The following is a 21,411-nucleotide window of genomic DNA, read 5'->3' as shown; positions in this document are numbered from 1 at the left end:
CAATCCCTCCCTTTTCTATTTATTATAACAAAATAGTTTGAAGTCCAATCACATATTTTACAAAATATTTGCATTAATAAACGCTTGGATACTATTCCAAGCGTTTAATAAAAGGCTATTTTTCAAGGCTTTTTTAATGATCAATCAAATGGCTGCCACATTTTGATCTTCGTGATAATACATTGAATACAAATCATTTAATGTAACTTTTCCAAATGCAAAATCCACCACATTTCTCTCAACTAAAAAAGATGTAAGCGAACTCAATAAACTTGCTTCAGAACTCGGTAAATGAATTAGTGACATGCCATTTGTCAGTGTTTGAAGTTTTATAGTTGGAAATAGCTCTTGAAATTGTTTTTTAGTATCACTTGCCATATTTTTTACCCGAATCGTTTTAATTTGCGCTTGACTAAAACCTTCAATGATTTGATTGCTATCAACTAGTTTCCCTTTGTTAAATAAGAAAATGCGGTCTGCATATTTCTCTAAATTATCTAGTAAATGCGAAGCAATAATAATAATCTTACCTTCCGCCTTTTTCTGTAATAATAAGTTAGAAATAATTTCTACATTATTTGGATCAAGGCCGTTCATTACTTCGTCCATCATCATAATTTCCGTATTTGCGACTATTTGCATAGCAAAGCATAGACGCTGGCGCATACCAAGGGAATACGTGCCTGTTTTTTTATTCACATAGTGTTTCATATTTAATGCTTCGATTGTTTCATCAATCAGTTTTACATCGGATTGCCACATTGTTGCAAACATTTTTAAATGCTCGCGTCCGCTTAAGTGATTATACAAGTCACTTTGATCGGGCATCATCGATACGAATTTATGAATTTTCACTTCATTTGATTTATTCGAGTAACTTAGGCTGTCTTTAAATACTACCTTTCCATTGAGAGGTTTCACATAATTCATCAACACATTCATAAATGTGGATTTTCCCGTTCCATTTGGTGCAACAAGCCCGATCATTTCGCCTTGCTCAAATGTCATTGAAATATCATTTAACACTTTATTTCGCCCAAATTGCACGGTAATATTTTGAATTTCAATCATCTTTACCCCTCCTACTTCATTAACTTATATCGCTTATTTAATGCAATAACTATCATTAACAAAATGACAACTCCTGCTAGTCCAAATAACAACTGTAAACCTAAAGTAAAATCTAAATTATTGTTCATATAATAAAAACTTCGCCTTTTTGAAATAATTTGTCCTACTTGAATATATGATGTCGGATAGTTTTGAACGTCCCAGAAATAGCCAACGTAACGGCTGGCATAAAAATTTTCGCCGAAAATAAGGAGCAAGCCAACAGCGAAATTTACCATCTCGCTGCGGAATAGAATACTGCATAAAAGTACAACGCTGATGATGACGATAAACCATGTAAATAGCAACGTTAAGGATTGTACTATAAACGTACCTAATGTCATCATTTCAAATTGACCTTCTATATGCCAATCGAGTTGAGCTGCATACATAGGAGATGGTAAATTGAAATTCCCAAAACCGGAATGCAAGCCTATGATAAAGAAGCCAATTAGAAGCGGTGCAAATAATGCCACACTACCTAGTAGTGCAACGAACATTTTCACAAGTAGCTTTTTCCAATCGCTAATTGGAAACCCCTTTAAAATAGATGGATGACGTTGATCCTTTTTAACAATATCAATTGATAAAAGAAGGACACAGACAATTAATATAATTGGAAGTAATCCCTTTAATAAGCGTTCGAACGTTTGAAGCGCTGTGCGTTGTTCAAAAATATCCAATGATAACTCGTAATCTGCTTTCGAATAAGCATCATAACGGACAGCCTGCTCTAAATAGGCGTAAAAGGCATCATCTTCTGCATACTTGTTATTTTCGATAAAATACTTTGAGTTATATGAAAAAAATGCCTCATTTCTATAAGTAAACGAATTCGTAAAGTAGTACCAATCGCGAGTTAAATCTGCATATTGTTTTAAATCCCCCTCATCTAATGCATCTAATCTTTTTTTATCTATAGGGTTAATTTCCTTAAATATTCCAATCGCATAAATAACGGAAGGATGAACACCATTTAAATCACTACCTTCCATATGATCTAAAAATTCCTGACGTGTTAAATAGCGCGCCTCAATTTCGTCATAGTCAACACTTTCAATTGGATTGTAAGTTGGCGCTATTTTAAATGCATAAAAAAGGGTTGCAAAAGCAAGCAAAAAATAGATTGCTAGGTTTTTTTTATTTGTAAAAAACTGTTTAATTTCAAATTTGAAATAACTCCACATGCTTATAATACCTCCCCTATGCCCTTTTGATTTTTCCTGTTGAGAAAAATGTTTTAATGACAAATAGCATTAAAATAATACAAATACAGATGATGATTAAGCCTAAATTCATAGAAATATCAACAGGCTTCGCTAAATCTACTGGTACGCCTCGTAAAATATCATTGAAGTTCATGAAATTAAAAGGATTATAAGGGATTAAACTAATAAGAGATGGAAAAATCATCGGTAAAAAGAATAAAATAAAGTGTACGAATAATGTTAAATACATATTTTTTAGTAACACATTTAAAATAATCGACAGCAGCATGACAAAAATTGAAATTAAGATCATATAACCAACGCTCATTGCGATATATTGAATCGTAGATATTAATGTGGCATTTCCTACATATATCCCTACAGGCTCTAATGGGTTACCAAGTCCATTTAAGACCCATAATGGAATTGAGCAAATAAAAATGAGCAAAATGCTTGTTATTATGGATAAAAAGGCAATTATGCATTTAGATAAAATATAGTGATCAAATTGCACAGGAAAGCCTTGAATTATACTAGTATGCTCAAAATCATCTAGTAAAATAGAGCTTGTATGGAAGCTAATAAATATGTACCAGCCTGCTCCAACGTGAATAAAGAAAAATAATAAAAACGGAATGTACTGAAATAAATTGGATTGTGTATCCTTTTCTTCATCAATCATCCTCTTAAAATAAAGATAGTTCATAGAATTTTGCAATTTAGAAGGTAATAGTTCTGCAATATTTTCGTAGCCTTCTAATTCGAATGCCTCTTTTCTTAATTCTGCGAGTTGCAGCGAAGTCTCAAAATATAAAGATTGTTTGTCCATCGTCAATGATGCTATTTGTAAAGCAATCTTGCTTTTTTGTTTAACTAAATTTTTATATAAGTCGCTTCCATCACCTGTTTCTGAAGCGTCTTTAACTTGAAACTTTGATAGTGTAGCTTGCGCTGAATAAAAATCACCCTTTTTCTCGACAATTTGATTGCCAAGGGCTTGTGCTTGTATATAAAACATAAAGCCGAAAACGATAATGACAACTGCAACTAGTGCGACCAAATTTTTACGATTACCTCGCTCAATAACTAGACCTATTTTTAATGCTCTTAACACCGGCATCCCCCTCGCATTTTCGATCAAAGCATTTACAGTAATCATAAGATATTATGAATATTTTTACAATTCTTACATTTGAGGTGTATCGAAATAAATTTTGTATATCACTTCAATCCCCTTCTTTCCAAAGGACTTTTAAAAGGGACTATACCTGAGCACCATCTTTTGTATAAAATGAAAAAGAGCATGGCCTTTTACCTCTTGTAGTAAAAAGCATGCTCTTTAAATAAAATTCATGTTACGTTTATTATTATAGTTAATTACAAGCTGTATGCTCCTCAGCATTAGCTTTACCCCGCGCTATGAGCTGCACGTTTTTGTAGTTTAGTTTTGATTCGTTTCTATAAAGTAAGGATTAATATGAATAAGGACTTCCCCAACATCTGGGTATTTATTTAATAGTTCATTTTTAATATCACGAGCTATATCATGGCCTTGTTTAATAGTTAAATCATGATTGAGTGATAGACGAACGTCTAGAATCTTATAGTGACCGTGTTCTCTTGCGCGGATTTTGTCTATTCGTTTTACTTGATGAAATTCATGAATCGTAGCTTCATAACCGTCTAAAAGATCCTGATCCACGCTTTTTTCCATTAAAACATCAACAGAAGGTTTAACTAATTCCATTGCGATTCTAAAAATAAAATAAGCTACTAAAGCACTTGCGATAGCGTCCGCGTATAACAAAAATGTCCATCCAATTGCATTTCCTATAATTGCTAAGAGAACTCCTATAAATGCTGCAAGGGAAGCGACAATATCACCCTTATGATCATAGGCAATCGCTATAATAGCCTTACTATTCCACTTTTTCCCCTGTTTAATAGAATATCTATATAATATTTCTTTCGCTATGTAAGAAATTATTGCAGCTATTAATGCACTGTATTGTGGTACACCTGGCTTGTCAAAAAATGCTAAAATTGCTTCTATTAATATATATATTGAAACTATTATTAAAATAATCCCAACGATTGCTTCACTAATCACCTCTGCCTTACCATGTCCAAAAGGGTGATCCTTATCAGGTGGTTTATTTGAGATCCCTACAACTGCTAGCACAGCAATCGAAGCTACTACATCTGCCCCGGAGTGAATTCCGTCTGCAAATACAGCCTCACTACCACCAAAAAGACCAAAAAAGATTTTACCTATCATTAGAATTAGGTTGGATACAAGTGCAATCCATGCAACTTTTTTGCTTATTTGTTCTCTCTCACTAACCATTTATTTCTCCTCCGATTAAGAGTTTTATCACTAAAAATGAGGGAAAGAATTCTCCTCAAATACCCTTAATCTTTTACCTTTAATTAATACTCAACTATGATATCAGACGAATATCGAGTGGGTCTACAACAACCTTTTTCACCATTACTAAATAAATTTAGGGCATAAAAATAAGTTTCCTTAGACCAAATTAGTATGGGATCTTTAAGAAAGGTAATTGCAAACTTTTACGTGAAGATTTACAATTGGTATATATTGTATTTTTTATGAATTTGGAGTGTGAAAAGAAATATCAACTATTAACAAAAAAGATGTTATTCCAATCTCTGTTTTTAGTGGTCAGCCACGCTGGACTATATGGGTGACCTATGGTTGGTGTGTTTTGGGACTAATGTTCGCGGGCGTCTACTTCTTTTGGGCGAGTGGTGGAATGGTTGGTCTTCCTCCTGATAACTATGGTCACGAAATCGGTGAACTGTTCCATAGTTCTATGTTCCGAGGATATACGTTGATTGCGGGCAGCATTTGTATCCTTTCCATCCCGGGGGCGCTTGCCATGGTACAAACTTGGGGAAAAAACCTCCCACGCTGGCTTCTCCTCATGGTTGCCTGGTTAACGTGTACCGTATTATTACTTGGAGTATCGACGGGTCTGATTGTCATTGATGCTCTTCGTCTCCTTGGTTTCATTCCTTTAACGGTGGATAAAGCCGGTTTTATCCTTAGAGGACTCTTCTTAACAGGAGGAATTTTATGGGGTGTAAGAACACTTATTTATCATCGCTGGTTACGTCAGGCTTGCCTCTTCTGTGGTCGAGTCACTACTCCTTTATCTGCTCGATGGAGAACATTTGCCAGAAATGCCGGTTATTTTTCGTGCATTCCCGCCCTGTTCTATGGAGGATTAAAAGTATACTGGAGTGCTGGGGGATCGCTAGGTTACATTAATAGGGAAGTCGCACTAGCTACAGGACATGTGGGCCAGTTAGACTACACCGCAATTTTAGCAGCGCTTGCTGTGGTTCTTGCTCTAGCCTTGGTGCAGCCCTGGGGTGAGAAATTGCCACGCTGGCTTGTACTTTTCGTCGCCTTTGGAGCGTGTGCATTGTTGACAATTGGAGGAATTGTTGGTCTTGCGACAGTACTCTTTCAAATAATGAGTTCTACCCATCTGCCTTTTGCTGTGGGAGGACTGCTCTTCCCCATTTTCATCGTCACTTATGTTTGCTTCTTATTTTGGGGCATTATGCTAGGCATAGCAGCTTGTTACTTTACCCATAGGACTCGCCGATGGTGTAAACACTGTCAAATGGGAAGCTAGAATTTTGACGACGTTAGATTAATTTTTGAACTTATAGTTAAATCCAAAGAAGCTATTTTGAAAAAGACAATCAAAATAGCTTCTTACATAATGGGCTTTATTAAAACTTAGGAATATTCTTGTATCCTTCGATGATATCCCCGAATCCTTGGTTGGTGAGAAGGTCCGCTACTGGTCGAAGAATTTCCTGATTACTATTCACGAGATATCGTGTTTTTGAGCGAATGAGCCGATCAAACAGTTCACTTCGTTTTTCTCCAACAGCTTCCCAAGATTGTTGAGACTTCAGTAAGTCTTCTAACGTTAAGAGAGGATAATCAATTCCTTCAAAAGTGAAATCACTATTCATCTGATACCACACATCTCCATTCTCTCGTAACCATTTTTCACCAATGTTTTCAACACCCCGTCTCATATTTTGGGCTACATCCAAATAGGTTTTTTCTTTTGTTTGTTGATAGGATTCTAGTAAGAAGTTCATTTCTCCTAACGCATGATTTAACGATGTATGTGTCTTCTTTGTCTGCTGGGGAGAATAATAATCGGTCACCAGGTAACCACCATTTGGAACTTCGATTATGTTGCCGTTTTTCGTCTGATCGACCAAAAAGTCTGCATAAGTGATGGTCGAATTTTTGAGCTCTTTGATGCCAAGTATGTCTCCTGTTTTTTTTAGGAATAGCGCGACATTCTCGTTATGTCTAGTATCGGTATAGGGAGCTTGGATTCCGTAATCTTTTTTCAACCACGTACTCGTATACTCAGTTTCCCATAAGCCTTTTTTATCTCCTTGAAAAATAAATAAGTTCGCAACAGAATTTAATAGCAAATCGTAGAAGTATCGCTCCCGCGTAGTTTCAAAGTAATTTAAGGCTTTTTTATCTTGGATCCTCACTAAATTTCGCCCATATCCTAATTTTGTTTCAGGTTCGATCGACCATGGGAGTTTTGAATAGGGCCCTTCTGCTGTATACCATTTGTTCGTTTCTTTGTATTGTTTTGTACTTTGGCTAATCCATTCATCGAGCACTTCTTCTTTTTTAAACAGAGGCTTTTGTGACACTAACAGCCAGTTTTCAGATAAATCATTTCCTTCTGATTGAAGTGGAAGAGTTATAGTAAGGCCATTATCATCATTCGTTAATTTCATGTCCTTATTTTCACTCGTCAATTCCCGGACTACACTCTTGCCCCCGTTCTCATAGTTGGTAAACAGTTCTTTCGATATGTAGTTTCGGCTGATCATCATATTGGTCACTAAATTTTCATGTTCCTTTACTTTTAACAGACCAATAGGATAAGTGGTTGGATCTACCCCGTATACATGATCATGCTCATGTTGTATTTCCTGACGTTCGAAATCTGTTAAATCATACTTTATATTTCCGCTGATTGGGTACGATATTGAAGCACTATAACCTTTGCTGCTTTTGTTTTGTAATTGAGTGAAAATGAAGAAATCCCCATTATCGATTTCTCGTACAGTGACCTTAATGGAACCCCTGTTTTCCCCATCTTCAAATAAATTATAGAAAGTTGTTTGATCCGTTGAATGAATATATGTGTCATTTGCACTTTTGGTTTTTTGTAGTAGTAAACCATTGGCTTCCAAATGTAATTGTGCGGAGTTTGGTAATTCTAGGGAAACGCTGTCTTTAGGTTCAACTTCTTTATAGTCATCCTCTTTTAATGGCCATGAAGTTAAAATCATGACGGCTAACGCGAAACATAAAATGCCACTCCAGATTTTTCTTTTAAACAAACTGTCCCTCCAAAATGTAACGATTCTTCTACATAAAAGTTACCAAAATTATACCAGTGGTAAATAAGAAAAACAATTTTTCGGACATTATATATTTAAGTTTTGAGAATTTAACTAAAGATTCACTCATTATTTAAGCTAGTACAATGCTCTATCTTCAGTTTGAGAAATCTTTGTAACATTAAAATAAGATTTATCAGCGATTGTCATAGTTTATCAGCGGTTTTGTTCACTTTATCAGCGATTGTCGGAAGTTTATCAGACGCTCAGCCATCAGCGTTCACTGTTCGATTGTCTAGAAAAAAATACTAATCACGGATGCAGGTAAAATATTGCATGAACAAAGTAATTTCAAGCATGATAGAACCAAGTAGCAATTCTAAAATTTCTATAAGATTTATTCTATGATTTTTCCTTCCTCTAACGGGATGAGAACTATAATAAAGAAATGAAAATAAAAAAATTCCTTTGATCCACATTTTCGGAGTACCGAATGCGATCAAAGGAATCCTATATGAAGATTTATTTTGAATTCCAATTCAGATTATAAGCCTAATTGAAAATAAATTAGAGCCTTACCTTAACCTCAGTACCGTCCTTAGCTTTGACATCCACAAGTACGATCCCTTTATAATTCTTCAGTTCCTTGACGATAGGCTTTAGCGTTTTTTTGTCTATTCGCGGGATGGTAAAGTCTATATTTTTTCTTTCGAAGTGCTCTTTTGTCCATTTGTTTGCAGATTGCTGAACAAATTTTGATGACAAAATGGCAATAGCGATGTTTAGGAAAGCGTATGGAACTGGTATGCTCAAGCGAACATCTTTTGTTTTCACTTTTACATGCATCATAAACACATCACTATTCAATAATGACCGAAACGGTATCTCCGTTTGCCGATTTAATATCAACAATTTGGCCATCTAGTTCATTTTCGATTGCCTCAATAATAAGGTTTATGTCTATATCTTTCACGTATTTTTCCGATTGAGGAATACTCGCTGCGATACTATGTCCAGCCATTAATACAACCTTGACAAGCTTTAACGGTAAATTGACTGTCACGTTATCATTTTCAGCGGATACAACACGAACTTTTAAAGTTTTATCTAAATATTTAGTTGGTTTTTCTAATAGGTTATCATCTGTTTCTTCTTTCTGTTTTAACACTTGAATCAGTTCTGAGGCCTTATCTGCATCAATTTTACCTTCTTGAACCATTGTTAATACTCTTGCGATCTCCTCTTTCATGATCAATTCCTCCTTATTCTTCTTTTAAAAGTTTAATGGCTTCTTCTGCTGTGATTTCGCCATTTTCCAACATAGTCACTACTTTTTTCTCGTCTACTTCGCTTTTCTTCTTCTGCACATACCCAAGGGATGAAATGATGTCTGTTAGCTTGCCTCGAACCGTTGGATACGAAATCCCTAGTTCTTTTTCAACTTCTTTAATATTTCCTCTACATGTTAAAAATACTTCTACAAAATGAAGTTGATCCTTCGATAAGGATGCCAGCTTTGATAATTCAAACTCATTTTCAATCGTCGTATGACAATGGGTGCACTGCAACTTTGTAATTTTCAATGTTTTACTGCAGACAGGACAATTTGTGATTACTTTATAAGCCATAATGACATTCCTTTCTTTTAGTTGATTTGATTATACAACAAGAAATTAAAAATGTTAACAATAAAATTGATTTTTATAATAAAATTAATCAATAATTTTAATTTATTGTTAATGATTATTAATTATCTAGTTTCTTTTTTTAATAAACGGATTTTTATTTAGATAAAACATCCAAAATAGCATTTTTGCCCCTTTATATCCAATCCTTCTGATTATAATTGGTAAAATTGTCCGCGATTATTGCAGGAGTTTTACACAATTAAAATTAAGGTTTCAATTTTGCTCTTTAAAGGTAATCGGTAATATTATTGAAAAATAACTCATGCCTGTTTCATGCTATTCTTACTAAAGTAAAAGTCGAAAGCTTTTTGAAAGGAGTAGATTTAATTGAAGAAAAAAATATTACTACCCATTTTCGCATCGTTTATGTTCTTCACAGGCATGGGTGTTCATGAGGCGAAAGCCGCAACATTCACAGATTTAACAAATACAGCAAAAGCATATATAGGTGTTCCTTATCAATATGGAGGAACTAATATTAATACAGGTGTAGATTGCTCAGCCTATACACAAATCGTTTTTTCTAAGTTAGGGATTTCACTACAACGTACATCTTCATCTCAATATCAGCAAGGTACTGCGATTGCAAAAGCTCAGTTGAAGACTGGAGATCTTGTATTTTTTAATACGTCAGGAAGTGGTGTTTCCCATGTTGGCATATACATAGGGGACAATAATTTTATTTCAGCTACAACAAGCTCTGGCGTTAAAATCGATAAAATCAATGATCCTTATTATTGGGGATCTCGTTACGTAGGGGCAAAACGCGTAGCAAACTTCACTGAAAATACGGGTGAAGTAAAAGGTACTGAAGTCGACTTTAGCATCTATGCATCGCGTGGAGAAGTAGCTCTTAAACTGGCTAATCAATTACATTTAGATACTAGTAACACGAATACAAGCTTTCCTGATGTAAAACCAACGTCTAAATATGCTGGTGCTGCAGAAGCACTTAAAAAAATCGGCGTATTTTCAGGTGATGCCAATGGAAAATTTAATCCTAATTCACCTATGACTCGTGCTCAATTATCAAAAGTTTTAGTAGAAGCATTCCATTTAAAACAACAAGGAACAGCACTCCAATTTGTTGATGTTCCAAGTACGCATTGGGCTTACAATTATGTAAACATTCTCTCTTCCAATAAAATTACAGTTGGTAAAGGTAATAATACTTTCGGGGTGAACGACAATGTTACACTCGTACAATTAGATACTTTTATTAAGCGATTAGCGCAATAACTTTAAGAAACGGTGTTTCATCTATGGATGAAATGCCTTTTTTGTTCTTTTGCTTCACCTATAAAAAAGCCAGTACTAATTGTACTGACTTAAACATTACAAAATCTTTTATGTTTCATCGTTCTTTCTCGAGGATGCGAGGGCAAAATAGCATTGTATAGTTCTAGAGATGCGGGATGCTTGTATGCTCCATCTTTAGCAATCTCCTCAACTAGCTGACCGTTTTGCATCACGAGGATGCGATCTGACATAAAACGTGTAGCTTGTAAATCATGAGAAATGAAAATGTAAGCAAGGTGCCTATCTTTTTGAAGGCTTTGGAGTAATTGTATAATATGCTTTTGCAAGATCATATCAAGACTACTAATGGCTTCATCCAATACAATCAATTTTGGGTTTAAAGCAAGAGCTCTAGCGATGTTGACACGTTGCTGTTGCCCTCCGCTCAGTTGCGAAGGATATTTTTGGTCAATGGTCCTCCCTAATTCCACACAGTCTAGCAATTCCCTTACTTTATGTTGTCTCTCTGTTTTACTGAAATGTTCAAAATTAAGGAAAGGCTCTTCTATTATTTCAAAAATCGTCTGCTTCGGATTAAATGAATGATAGCTATTTTGAAAGACAGTCTGTAAATCTCTACGGATTATTTTTTTGTGCTTGCTTGTCGTTTCGTAAAGATTTACCCCTTGAAATAGAACCTCTCCTTTCGTCGGTCGCTCAATTCCTAAAATAATCCGACCTAACGTACTTTTGCCCGAACCACTTTGACCGACGATTCCTAAACATTCGCCCTCCTGAAGTGAAAATGTTACCTTCTGTAATACAGGTGCTTCCTGTCCTCGTTTGAACATGAACGGTCTTGGTCTTTGATCATAATGCATTTCAATACTTCTCACTTCTAGCAGCGTCATATTTTTTCACCTCTAAAACACAATTCTTGATTGTAAAAGTTTCTTTGTATACGGATGCTGAGGTGCATCGAAAAAATCATAGACATTCGCGTGCTCAATGATTTCGCCTTGATACATCACAGCCACGTCGTCAGCTAGTTCAGCAATCACACCTATATCATGCGTTACAAGAATAATAGCAGCCTCCGTTTCCGAGCGAATACGATCAAATAGTGTTAATACTTGTTTTTGATTGACTGTATCTAAAGCTGTCGTTGGTTCATCTGCAATATATAGAGATGCTTGAATCGCCAATGACAAAGCAATCATCACTCGCTGGAGCATTCCCCCGCTTAATTGAAAAGGATAATAGCGCAAAAGCTGTTCTGGATTAGGTAAATTGACTTTATACATGGCATCAAGAGCAATCTGTCTCATTTCTTTTTTAGACATCACAAAGTGAGCCTTTAATGTTTCGCGAAAATGGCTTTCAATCGTTTGAATACGATCAAAAGCTGTAGATGGATTTTGCATAATCATAGATAGATGCCTGCCGCGATACGCTCTTAATTTAGCGGCTGATACGTTCAATAAATTTTCTTGCTGATAGAAGATTTGACCCTCTGTAATCTGCACCACAGCCGGTAGTGATTGCATGATGGCGTGGCAAAGCATTGTTTTTCCACTACCACTTTCCCCTATAATCCCTAAGACACGCCCTTTATAGGCAGTCATATTAATAGCGGTTAATATATTTTTCTCCCCGATTTTTACCGTTAAGTCTTTCACTTCTAAAACTTTCTCCATAATTTCCCCTTTACTGGCCAAGCTTCTTGAAACTACTTGCCAAATGATTCAGTAATAGCACAACGAGGACGATGGCAAGTCCCGGATAAAGCATTAGTTCAGGATGTTGGCGGATATATTGCTTTCCTTCATTCACCATCATGCCCCATTCAGGGATCGGGGCCTGCACGCCAAGTCCAATAAACGAGAAGCCTGCAATTTCTAAAATAACCTTTCCTATATCTAATACAACAATTGTTACGATAGGTGGCAGTAGATTAGGGATATAATGGCGCATAATTAACTTGATTCCTGAAGTTCCGCTAATTCTTGCTGCTTGGATGAAACCTTTTTCATTCATCCCGATAAATAATCCTCTAATCCATCTCGAATAATAAACCAGTTGCGTAAAAATAAGGGCAATGAATACATTTTTTAAGCTAGGACCTAATAAACCTAAAAGTCCAAATGCAAGAACAAGTGTCGGAAAAGCTAATAAAATATCACATATTCGAATAAATAAAAAATCTATTAACCCTCTCTTCAGTGCAACAAAAGCACCTAGTAGAACAGCTAAAAGAATGGCTACTATTTGAATGATGAGCGCCGATCCTAAAGAATAGCGAATACCTAAAAGCATTCGTGACCAAACACATCTTCCTAAATGATCTGTCCCTAATGGATAGTCCAAAGATGGACCTAAAAATTTCTTTGAGATATCGATAGCTAAAGGATCATGGGGCATTATAATTGGCGCAAACAGTCCAAGCAAGCCAATGATCAAAAGTAACGTTAAACTAAATAATCTTTTAACATATACATTTTCTTTTCGTACAAGGCTCACTTTAAGCTCTCCTACCCTTCATCATGAGATGAGGATCCAATAGGCGATGTAATACATCTGTACATAAGTTTACAAGCACATAGATGACAGCAATAATTATTACATAGCATTGTACAACTGGATAATCCCTGTTCATAATGGATTCTATTAAATACCTACCTAGTCCAGGCCAACTAAAAACCTGCTCCACAATGACTGCACCACCTAGTAAATTACCAAGCGTCATACCTAACAAAGTAGTTAATGGTATAATGGCATTTCTTAAAACATGGCGGACGAGGATAACAGAATTTTTTAATCCCCTTAGCTGAGCATATTGAACATATTGCTGTTGTAATTCTTCAATGATCGTTGAACGAATAAACTGGACGAACAGTCCAATTGTCGGTAAAGCTAATGTGAATGCAGGTAAAACTAGATGGGCTAGTGTGCCCTTTCCATTTGTCGGGAATAGGCCTAATTTCAAGCTAAATAGATAAAGTAATAAAAAACCTAACCAAAATGTTGGAATGGATATGCTCATAATAGTCAATAGTCTTATGATTTTATCGATGATGGAATGCTTATACAACGCGCTTATGATCCCTAATGGCAGACTTAATCCTAAAATAAGCACAAATGACGCAACCGCTAATTCAATGGTTGCGGGTAATTTAGCGAAAAGCTCATGTGCTACTGGTAATTTACTAACAAAGGATGTACCAAAATCTAAATGCAAAATTCCTTTTACCCAAAGCAAATATTGAAGAAGAAAAGGTTTGTCTGTCCCCAGTTCTTCACGTAATGCTTGAATGGCTTCTGCTGTTGGCGCAACTCTTGCCATTCTAAGCATAACCTCAGCAGGCTCTACTGGAACGAAACGAATAAATACAAAGGTCAGGATGGATACGCCCAATAATACAAATGGCAATGTCAAAATTCTTTTTAAACAAAACATCCATGTCGATTCATACATGCTGTCACTTCCTCATCAATCCTATGATAAAGAGAGAGCTGTCTTTGATCGACATACTCTCTCTTCTATACTTATTTTTCTTTATCCATTTGTGCATATGGAATATCATATTCAGAGGCACGTGGAGCAAAATCCTTCATATATGGCTGATAAATCACGGTATTTGTTTCGTAAGATATAGGATAGAATAGTGCTTGGTCATGGAACATTGTTAAAATATCCGTATACAGTTGCACTCGCTCCTTTTCATCTGTACCTACTAATAATTGATGGATTTTATTATCGATTTCTTTGGCATTTTGTAAGCCTAATTTCGCTTCATAGACACCATTAGCGTTTGGTGTAGCTGATTCATTAGCAAAGCTATGTGGATCTGTTGGTGGTCCATTTGTACGCCAGAAATTAATATCAACTTGATCATCCATTAATTTTTGCAGACCTACCATCACATCTGCGCCTTCTAAATTCAACTGTACGCCTATTTTTGCTAGTTCACCTTGCATGTATTCCGCCATTGGCTTTTGAATCGCATCTGTTGCAATGTAAATTAAATCTAATGTGAGCGGTTGTCCGTTTTTAGTACGAATTTTTTCGCCCTTCTGTAGCTTCCATCCCGCTTCGTCTAGCAATTGTTGCGCCTTTTTAGGATTATTTATTATTGGCGCTAAATCAATATTGGCATAAGGAATAGCATCCCAAAATAGTGTATTCGCAACCTTTTCTGTACTATTTGTAATCGTCTCAACCATTTGCTCTTTATTGATTGCATATTGAATCGCTTGACGTACTTTTAATTCTGCTAACGGACCTGACTGTGTATTAAATAGCAGCGCTCGCGTTGACAAAGGTTCAGATGTTGTGGTTTTATACTTTCCGCTATCTTTTAAAAACGTATAGTTATCTAAACTAATAATGCCTCGACCATAAATTAAATCTAATTCTTCGTTTTCAAAGGCCAACGAAATCGATTCAGAATCAGGAATGATTTTTACTTTTATGTTATCAACAAGTGGTTTTTCTCCCCAGTAGTTGTCGTTTCGACTAAATAAGGCATATTCGTCTTTTTTGTAATCGGTTAATACCCATGGGCCTGTACCAACAGGCGCTTTGATTGAATTTTGCGTCGCATCCCCTTTAGGGAATCCATTATCCCCTAAAAAACGGAAAGGTCTTACAAAAGCAAGTTCATTTAAGACAGGGTAATAGGGTTCATCCAATTTCAAACGTATAGTAGAATCATCCACTTTTACAACCTCCACAATATGGTTGACCATGCCCATCCAAGCATGCATATCACGATTGGCTAGTACTGCATCAAAATTACGAATTACATTGTCTGCATTAAAAGCCGTTCCGTCTGAATACTTCACATCTTTTCTTAAATGGAAAGTATAAGCCGTTTTATCCTTAGAGATGTCCCAACTTTCCGCTAATTTCGGCGTAATTGTCCCATCATCGTTATACTCAACCAATGATTCATAGACCATTGCTTGTGCTGTCATTTGATTTGGTAAATATGTATGGGGATTTAATGGTCCTACATCTAGTGGCCAGCCAATCGTTATCATTTTTTCGTCTGTCTGCTGTTTCGATGCTGTCTCTCCCTTTTCATTATCTGTGCTCGTACAGCCAGTGAGTAAACTGAAGGTCAAAACAAGCATGAAAGGAAGTAAATACTTTGTCAATTTCATTTTCTGTCTCCTATCTCTGTTCGTGGTGCACTAAGAATCTACAGAAAGAAGGCATAAAAAAACCTTATTCCAAAAGAATAAGGACAGAAAATCTTACTTAAAGTAAGCCTCCATCCATCTCCCTATCTTTCGTAGATCGTCAATGAATCTTCTTACAAGCAGGCATTCTGGCTCATGAATCATTATTTTGCTTCACCTTCCCAAGTCATAACTCAGTGGTATTTGAAACAAAACTCCTCATTTACAGCTGCGGGACAGCATGGGATTTACACCCATTTTCCATTTAATTGAATGAAAGATCTTTCACTCAAACTTGTAATGATTGCTATGAAATTAGTATTAAACATATCATGCTCAAATGTTCACGTCAATTTTATTTTCTGAATATAATAATATTCTCGAAATAATGACTAACATTAAAAACTTCTTTTTATTGTAAGTCACGCTTTCTTCAAAGAAAACAGAATATAGATATTTTCAATTTCATGGTATTCTTCTAAAACCCAAGAGGTTTGGGTTAAAATTCGCTGCAATCCCTCCAGCCCAAGATATCGGATTTGCACGCCGATAAACTCTGTAAAACCGAGGTATCCCGGATTTACATTTGCTCGGTCGAAAATTAATGAACCTGTAATCCGAGCGTCCGCTGGGGAGTTTGTAAAGAAATGATTTAAATTTTCGATGATATCTGAATCTGAACCATACTCAAAAAGACCACCTTCCGATGAACAGAGTTGAATCCAGTCGGAACGTTCTAAATTCATCTTTAGTAATGCATCCGGTTGGCTCCAGTCATAATGAATAGTTTTGAGGGTGATGTCAAGATCATGAAAGCGTTCCCCTGGTTGCTTCAAAACATCGATGCACCGTTTTGCAAAATTGGGACCGTAAGTATCGATATCTAAAATGTTGATTTCAATCTTCCGTCCCTTCAGTAATTCCGGCTCCGATTCTTGAATTAGAATCAGGGTATTGATACTGTCGGTAGCGGCTCCCCCAGCGATATTGAAGAAACAAAGGTTTCGATCAGGGAATTGCTTGAGCTGAGGCAGCAAAATTTCAGACTGGCGCTGACAAAGGTCCCTCAGCCTAATCCGAAGTCCCATGAAAGATGTTTGCTTCACCGCCCACTTGTCCCGGAAACTTAATTTAATCCCCGGGCTTAAGTTGGGACCAAGTTTGTACAGCAAAGTACGCATTCCGCTAAGATAGGAATTGTCGACATTAGACATTTTTACAAAGATGTTGAGGATAAAGCTAGGCATCTTCTTTAATGATTCAATGCTCCGAGCTGACTTAAGACAGCTCAAATGATACGCCTGATGATCAATACTTGCGTTAAAAAGGGGATGGGTTATATCTAGGATTGGCATTTCTATTTCATTCTCGAAAATCGCATAGAGAATTCGCTGATTTTCATTAGCGTTCATAGTTTGCAACTCCACCTCACTTGAGAAAAGAATTTTAGTCTCACTAATTGATCTTTCTGAAGAACTCCGAGGAAACTGAAAAACCCTTCTCCGTTAGTACTGTCATTGACTTCTAAAGCTTGATTCTTGCAGGAGTTACTTCAGGTGTGTTACTTCATAATTTTCTGATTAGTTATTATACGCTGCAAAACCTTTTTGTTTTCTATATCCTTTTGTCGAGGCTTCCTACCAATTTGTTCATAGACTTCTTTTTCCGCCAAAAGTTGTTTTGGGTTAAAGACTTTTACTGATACTCCGTGCAACATAAAACTTTCGGGTAAAAGGGAGTCTGCTCGCCATATCCATTCAGTTAATTCGTTCATAATAAGGCTTCCATTCACAGAATGGGTTATATAGCATAATGTAACTTCTACATTATCCTTATGGAAATCAGACTGCTATTTCGAAACTGCTGTCTGAAGGGTATGTGTTCATAACCTGCTTTTGCAAGCTATATTTCTATTCGTATTTTTCTTATATGCGCCCTATCTCAAAAAAAGCTCCTGTATTGCTGAAAGGCATTCATTTAGAACAGACATCTCAAAGTGATCGTTATAAGTCAACATTAATTTGAAACCATCCTGTTTCATCAGGAAAGTCCTTTCTGGATAAACTTCGCCCAGAAATAAATTGGCGATATGCGGTGATCGTACCATCGTGTGAAACGATATAAATCTTATCCTTATTTAACGATTTCAAATTTGCGATAAATTCTTGAACTATGATATTGAAATCGATTTCAGGCATAGTATTAATACCACCAGACCACAAATCAGGAGACACATTCATATCTATTTCCAGATTCGGATATTCTTTTTTGATTGTTTGTAAATTAATGACGATATCGCAAGGCAATGTTTTTCCATTTGGATGGAAAGGAAATATTCGTGGGGATACTAACGGGCTTACGATTTTCCGACAATCAACATCCAAACTCCAAATTAGTGCAGTTTCCAGCGTTCTTCTAAGAGGACTAATAAATATAATATCTTCCTCTGTTAAGGTGAATTTTCCCCTTAATAACTTCGCTTGACGTATTCTTTTTGCTGTTAATGAAGGATTTTTCACATGCAAACTATTTGGTATAGCTAGAGTGTGTTCACCTTGGCCATGACGAATGAATATCAATTCCACTTTATCACCACTCTTCTTAACAAATAAAATTACGTTTTTCTGGATGGCTCACTAAAAGATTTAAGTATTCTACCTGGGAAGCGTATTTTTAGTTTCCTAATCCCATTTAGACCAAGCTGCCTCTATATGGTTACCTGAAGGGTCTGTAAAGACAAAGTATTTTGCATGTTCTCCACGTATAACAATTTCGGTAACTTCTACACCATCTTCCTTTAATGTTTGATGTGTATATTCAAGGTCTGGACAATTCAACGTAAGGTTTGATACGGGCGACCATCGCGTAAAAAATCTGCAGATGTGTCATCTTTTGTTTCTACAAGGAGTAATACTACATTCCCCTCTGGCAGTGTTATCACTGCTACATAACAGAAACTTTGGGAAAGCCAAGCTTATTTTGGTACCATGTCGCTGATAAAACAATGAATATCGCTGATAAAAAGCCGGAATCGCTGTAAATTTCAAATTTATCACTCCTGTTTAAAATTTTTATAGGTTATTCATAGTATTCTGTTACATCCCTTTTTATCAGTTGAAGAATTCTTCACAAATAATTGCTCATTGATTTAACGCCTCAGAATAATTGAACAAGGCTGGGAAACAATATACCTAAAAAAGGACGTGAAAAAATGAAAAAATTAGCTTTTGTTGTGATATTGTTGTTCGTTACAGTTAGTTCTATTGAGATAGTATCAGCCAGTTCCGTCCAAGCCGATGAACAGCAAGAATTATCAATAGTGGAAGCGATTGAATTAGCAAATCCCGCAGCATTGAAATGGGATAAAAGTGCTCAATTATTAATGGCCATCAATATAGATTTAGATAAGCCTTGGACGTCAATTGGAAGTAACGGCAAAAGAAAGAATTGGAATATTCTATTTGGAGTGCCAGATACCAATAAGTCATATGTAGTAACAATTCATGAGGGGAAAATAGATCATTCTGATGATTATACGGTAGATGGCACTTCCCCCTATCCTAAAAAAGAGTTTATACAAATAAATGATATTAAGTATGATTCACCAGAAATGCTTAAAAAAGCACGGAGTATGGGCTATATTTATCCCGGAAAAGATTGGGGTAAAGGATATAACTTTATGCTTAGTAAAGATACTGAGAGAGATATTCCCCTCTTAATAGTCATTGGTTGGAATAATGACCAGACAAAAATGGAAGCAGCGGGTTTTAATGCATCTACAGGGGAATACATTCAACCAAAGTAAATTTCATGGCAAAGGGGATTAAAATAATCTTCTTTGCCAATTTGTAAAATGACAACACCCTAAACAAAACAAATACCCCTCCTCATTTGAAGGGGTATTTTTAAATATATGTTCGAAGTTATTTATGTCTTGGAATAATTTATTTCTGAAGTGGATTATTGTACAGTCTTATTGAAGATTCTTCTTTTGTGTAAACACTTATATACAGACAATTATATGAACGTCTAGACGAATCAAAATGGTGATACATATGTATACAGTTTATTTAGTCTTACATCACTATAGTTTAGGATCATGATTTAATCACGTGAACTTTTTTAAATTTAAAATTTTAAAGTAGTTAAATATCGCAAATCCTTTTCACAACTATTCATATTATAGATTGTAGAAAGGAGGTATATACTATGTCTGAATATTGCGGTAACACAGGTTATGGTTCAGGTTCAGCATTCGCGCTGATCGTTGTTCTATTTATTCTATTGATTATTGTCGGCACTAGCTTCATCGGATTCTATTAATACCCAATACCGCCTCCAATGCCCATGATTTTTAGAATAAATAAACGTATCTTTTCCCTTCTAATCTTTACGAATGGGTCACTATCCTCCGGTGACCCTTCAATATTTTCTTCAATCAATGTCTATTGTTGAGTCACATCGCCTATGAACTGAGTGTGACGTTTTGTAGATATAAGAAAATTATTAGCGTATTCAGCAATGGAGAAAGCACATTTTAACTCTTACATACATAGTCAATGGCGTAATCATTCTTTGCAAGCAGTAAAAAAACAGAGGACACGCTTCAATGTAGAAGATGTCCCCTGTTATTTTTCGTGTTTATTGATCTAGTTCCAAAGGCAAAAAAGCATAATCACCATTTTTAATAATCTCACATTTACGAACAGGGATGGTCTGTTTGAAAATTGGCCCATCTAAAACAGTTGTATGGAATTCTCCACCTTCTCCGCAAGGATCAATTCCCCGAGCTTCGAGCTCCTTCACGTATTCATGTGTTAATGTACGGCCTAAATCGTCCTCTCGCATACCTAGTGATAAGTTAACAGTGACAATGATCGTTACAAACCCTAGATTGATGAACTCCTCAACAGCATCGCGATGATCCATTTCCCATAAAGGCATACCTAGTTTTAATCCAGCATTCCTCGAAACCTTGTCATGCCAGCACCCATGTTCAGGCATATCCAAGTCACCTGTTACTAAAACTTCTGCCCCTTGACTTTTAGCTTTTTCTAAAAGACTCATAAATACTTTTTCATAATCTGTCCAGCTTGCTGCTGCAGTATAAATTGGTAAACCTATAGAATTAGCTTGAGCATGTATGAGTGCTGGAGGCATTCCATGGGATCTTGAACGTTCCCCTTCTTCCTCCATCATTATAATGAGTCCAACCGCTTCTCCAACCTTCATTGCTTTATATAGAGCTAAGACACTATCTTTCCCTCCACTAAAAGAAGCAATAAATTTATGTCCTTGAGCATTATTTTTCCAATCCACTATTTCCGCCATTCATCTTTTTCTCCTTTATTCTAAGCTTCTCCTAGAATAACATAAAAACAAAATAACAAAGGGAATCTAGATGAATATAGCAGCGCTTTAGAAGCGGGCAAATCTAGCCGCTTAGAGGTTCTATCCACGATTTTGGTTGCTCTATCCATAACTTTAGGGATTCAATCCACGTTTCTGGCAGCTCTATCCACGAATTTAGAGGTTTTATCCATATTAGCAAA

Annotated in this window: 22 protein-coding genes and 1 riboswitch; of the genes, 4 read left to right on the top strand and 18 right to left on the bottom strand. The window is 36.0% G+C overall.

Annotated elements, in window-relative coordinates; all coding sequences use genetic code 11:
* Positions 1-144: 144 nt before the first annotated feature.
* From MWJ95_RS19475 to MWJ95_RS19460, 4 genes are all read right to left on the bottom strand, one after another.
* Entirely contained in the window at positions 145-1,071 is a 927-nt protein-coding gene (locus MWJ95_RS19475) for an ABC transporter ATP-binding protein (protein WP_249107010.1), read from the bottom strand.
* An 11-nt stretch (positions 1,072-1,082) separates the two neighbouring features.
* Positions 1,083-2,297: an ABC transporter permease gene (locus tag MWJ95_RS19470; RefSeq protein ID WP_249107009.1), complete on the bottom strand. Its 1,215-nt coding sequence runs from the start codon at positions 2,295-2,297 to the stop codon at positions 1,083-1,085.
* A 16-nt stretch (positions 2,298-2,313) separates the two neighbouring features.
* Positions 2,314-3,438: an ABC transporter gene (locus tag MWJ95_RS19465; RefSeq protein WP_249107008.1), complete on the bottom strand. Its 1,125-nt coding sequence runs from the start codon at positions 3,436-3,438 to the stop codon at positions 2,314-2,316.
* A 321-nt stretch (positions 3,439-3,759) separates the two neighbouring features.
* Positions 3,760-4,665 carry a cation diffusion facilitator family transporter gene (locus tag MWJ95_RS19460; RefSeq protein WP_249075967.1) on the bottom strand — a complete coding sequence of 302 codons (906 nt, stop codon included), beginning with the start codon at positions 4,663-4,665 and terminating at the stop codon, positions 3,760-3,762.
* A gap of 556 nt (positions 4,666-5,221) precedes the next feature.
* On the opposite strand from MWJ95_RS19460, the gene MWJ95_RS19455 reads away from it, so the two are divergent.
* A complete protein-coding gene (locus MWJ95_RS19455; RefSeq protein WP_249107007.1) occupies positions 5,222-5,986 on the top strand; it encodes a hypothetical protein in 765 nt (254 codons plus the stop codon).
* Between the two features lie 100 nt (positions 5,987-6,086).
* Here the strand turns inward: MWJ95_RS19455 and MWJ95_RS19450 are convergent, their stop codons facing one another.
* From MWJ95_RS19450 to MWJ95_RS19435, 4 genes are all read right to left on the bottom strand, one after another.
* Positions 6,087-7,748 (bottom strand): hypothetical protein, encoded by a 1,662-nt coding sequence (locus MWJ95_RS19450; RefSeq protein ID WP_249107006.1) that lies wholly within the window; start codon positions 7,746-7,748, stop codon positions 6,087-6,089.
* 567 nt (positions 7,749-8,315) lie between these two features.
* Positions 8,316-8,597, bottom strand: a complete 282-nt coding sequence (locus MWJ95_RS19445; RefSeq protein WP_249075965.1) for a hypothetical protein — start codon at positions 8,595-8,597, stop codon at positions 8,316-8,318.
* A gap of 10 nt (positions 8,598-8,607) precedes the next feature.
* Entirely contained in the window at positions 8,608-8,997 is a 390-nt protein-coding gene (locus MWJ95_RS19440) for an SHOCT-like domain-containing protein (protein WP_249075964.1), read from the bottom strand.
* Between the two features lie 13 nt (positions 8,998-9,010).
* Positions 9,011-9,376: a DUF2089 domain-containing protein gene (locus MWJ95_RS19435; protein ID WP_249075963.1), complete on the bottom strand. Its 366-nt coding sequence runs from the start codon at positions 9,374-9,376 to the stop codon at positions 9,011-9,013.
* Between the two features lie 387 nt (positions 9,377-9,763).
* Here MWJ95_RS19435 and MWJ95_RS19430 point away from each other — a divergent pair, with 387 nt between their 5' ends.
* A complete protein-coding gene (locus MWJ95_RS19430; protein ID WP_249107005.1) occupies positions 9,764-10,675 on the top strand; it encodes a C40 family peptidase in 912 nt (303 codons plus the stop codon).
* Positions 10,676-10,764: 89 nt separating this feature from the next.
* On the opposite strand, the gene MWJ95_RS19425 is transcribed toward MWJ95_RS19430, so the two are convergent.
* The 9 genes from MWJ95_RS19425 to MWJ95_RS19385 form a co-directional block, all read right to left on the bottom strand.
* A complete protein-coding gene (locus MWJ95_RS19425) occupies positions 10,765-11,586 on the bottom strand; it encodes an ABC transporter ATP-binding protein (RefSeq protein WP_249107004.1) in 822 nt (273 codons plus the stop codon).
* A 12-nt stretch (positions 11,587-11,598) separates the two neighbouring features.
* Positions 11,599-12,372 (bottom strand): ABC transporter ATP-binding protein, encoded by a 774-nt coding sequence (locus MWJ95_RS19420; protein WP_249107003.1) that lies wholly within the window; start codon positions 12,370-12,372, stop codon positions 11,599-11,601.
* A gap of 10 nt (positions 12,373-12,382) precedes the next feature.
* Positions 12,383-13,195 (bottom strand): ABC transporter permease subunit, encoded by an 813-nt coding sequence (locus tag MWJ95_RS19415; RefSeq protein WP_249107002.1) that lies wholly within the window; start codon positions 13,193-13,195, stop codon positions 12,383-12,385.
* Position 13,196: 1 nt separating this feature from the next.
* The gene (gene nikB, locus MWJ95_RS19410) at positions 13,197-14,150 is read right to left on the bottom strand and encodes a nickel ABC transporter permease (protein WP_249075958.1); all 954 of its coding nucleotides are present in this window, start codon (positions 14,148-14,150) and stop codon (positions 13,197-13,199) included.
* Positions 14,151-14,221: 71 nt separating this feature from the next.
* Complete coding sequence (gene nikA / locus MWJ95_RS19405; protein ID WP_249107001.1) at positions 14,222-15,841, bottom strand: nickel ABC transporter substrate-binding protein; 1,620 nt, start codon at positions 15,839-15,841, stop codon at positions 14,222-14,224.
* 140 nt (positions 15,842-15,981) lie between these two features.
* Positions 15,982-16,173, bottom strand: a riboswitch (cobalamin riboswitch).
* A gap of 108 nt (positions 16,174-16,281) precedes the next feature.
* The gene (locus tag MWJ95_RS19400) at positions 16,282-17,271 is read right to left on the bottom strand and encodes a hypothetical protein (RefSeq protein WP_249107000.1); all 990 of its coding nucleotides are present in this window, start codon (positions 17,269-17,271) and stop codon (positions 16,282-16,284) included.
* A 149-nt stretch (positions 17,272-17,420) separates the two neighbouring features.
* Complete coding sequence (locus MWJ95_RS19395; protein ID WP_249075955.1) at positions 17,421-17,633, bottom strand: hypothetical protein; 213 nt, start codon at positions 17,631-17,633, stop codon at positions 17,421-17,423.
* 229 nt (positions 17,634-17,862) lie between these two features.
* Positions 17,863-18,444, bottom strand: coding sequence for a histidine phosphatase family protein (locus tag MWJ95_RS19390; RefSeq protein ID WP_249106999.1), 582 nt, complete (start codon positions 18,442-18,444; stop codon positions 17,863-17,865).
* A gap of 96 nt (positions 18,445-18,540) precedes the next feature.
* Complete coding sequence (locus MWJ95_RS19385; RefSeq protein WP_249106998.1) at positions 18,541-18,696, bottom strand: VOC family protein; 156 nt, start codon at positions 18,694-18,696, stop codon at positions 18,541-18,543.
* A 374-nt stretch (positions 18,697-19,070) separates the two neighbouring features.
* Here MWJ95_RS19385 and MWJ95_RS19380 point away from each other — a divergent pair, with 374 nt between their 5' ends.
* Entirely contained in the window at positions 19,071-19,664 is a 594-nt protein-coding gene (locus tag MWJ95_RS19380; RefSeq protein WP_249075952.1) for a hypothetical protein, read from the top strand.
* Positions 19,665-20,068: 404 nt separating this feature from the next.
* The gene (locus tag MWJ95_RS19375) at positions 20,069-20,182 is read left to right on the top strand and encodes a YjcZ family sporulation protein (protein WP_249075951.1); all 114 of its coding nucleotides are present in this window, start codon (positions 20,069-20,071) and stop codon (positions 20,180-20,182) included.
* 318 nt (positions 20,183-20,500) lie between these two features.
* On the opposite strand, the gene MWJ95_RS19370 is transcribed toward MWJ95_RS19375, so the two are convergent.
* On the bottom strand, positions 20,501-21,190 hold the full coding sequence (locus tag MWJ95_RS19370) for a Dph6-related ATP pyrophosphatase (RefSeq protein WP_249075950.1): 690 nt from the start codon (positions 21,188-21,190) through the stop codon (positions 20,501-20,503).
* Between the last annotated feature and the right edge of the window lie 221 nt (positions 21,191-21,411).

Origin of the sequence: Lysinibacillus sp. Bpr_S20, assembly GCF_023337835.1 — a bacterium.
GTDB lineage: Bacteria > Bacillota > Bacilli > Bacillales_A > Planococcaceae > Lysinibacillus.
The sequence above is the reverse complement of the archived record's forward strand: the minus strand, read 5'-3'. Positions and strand labels throughout refer to the sequence as shown.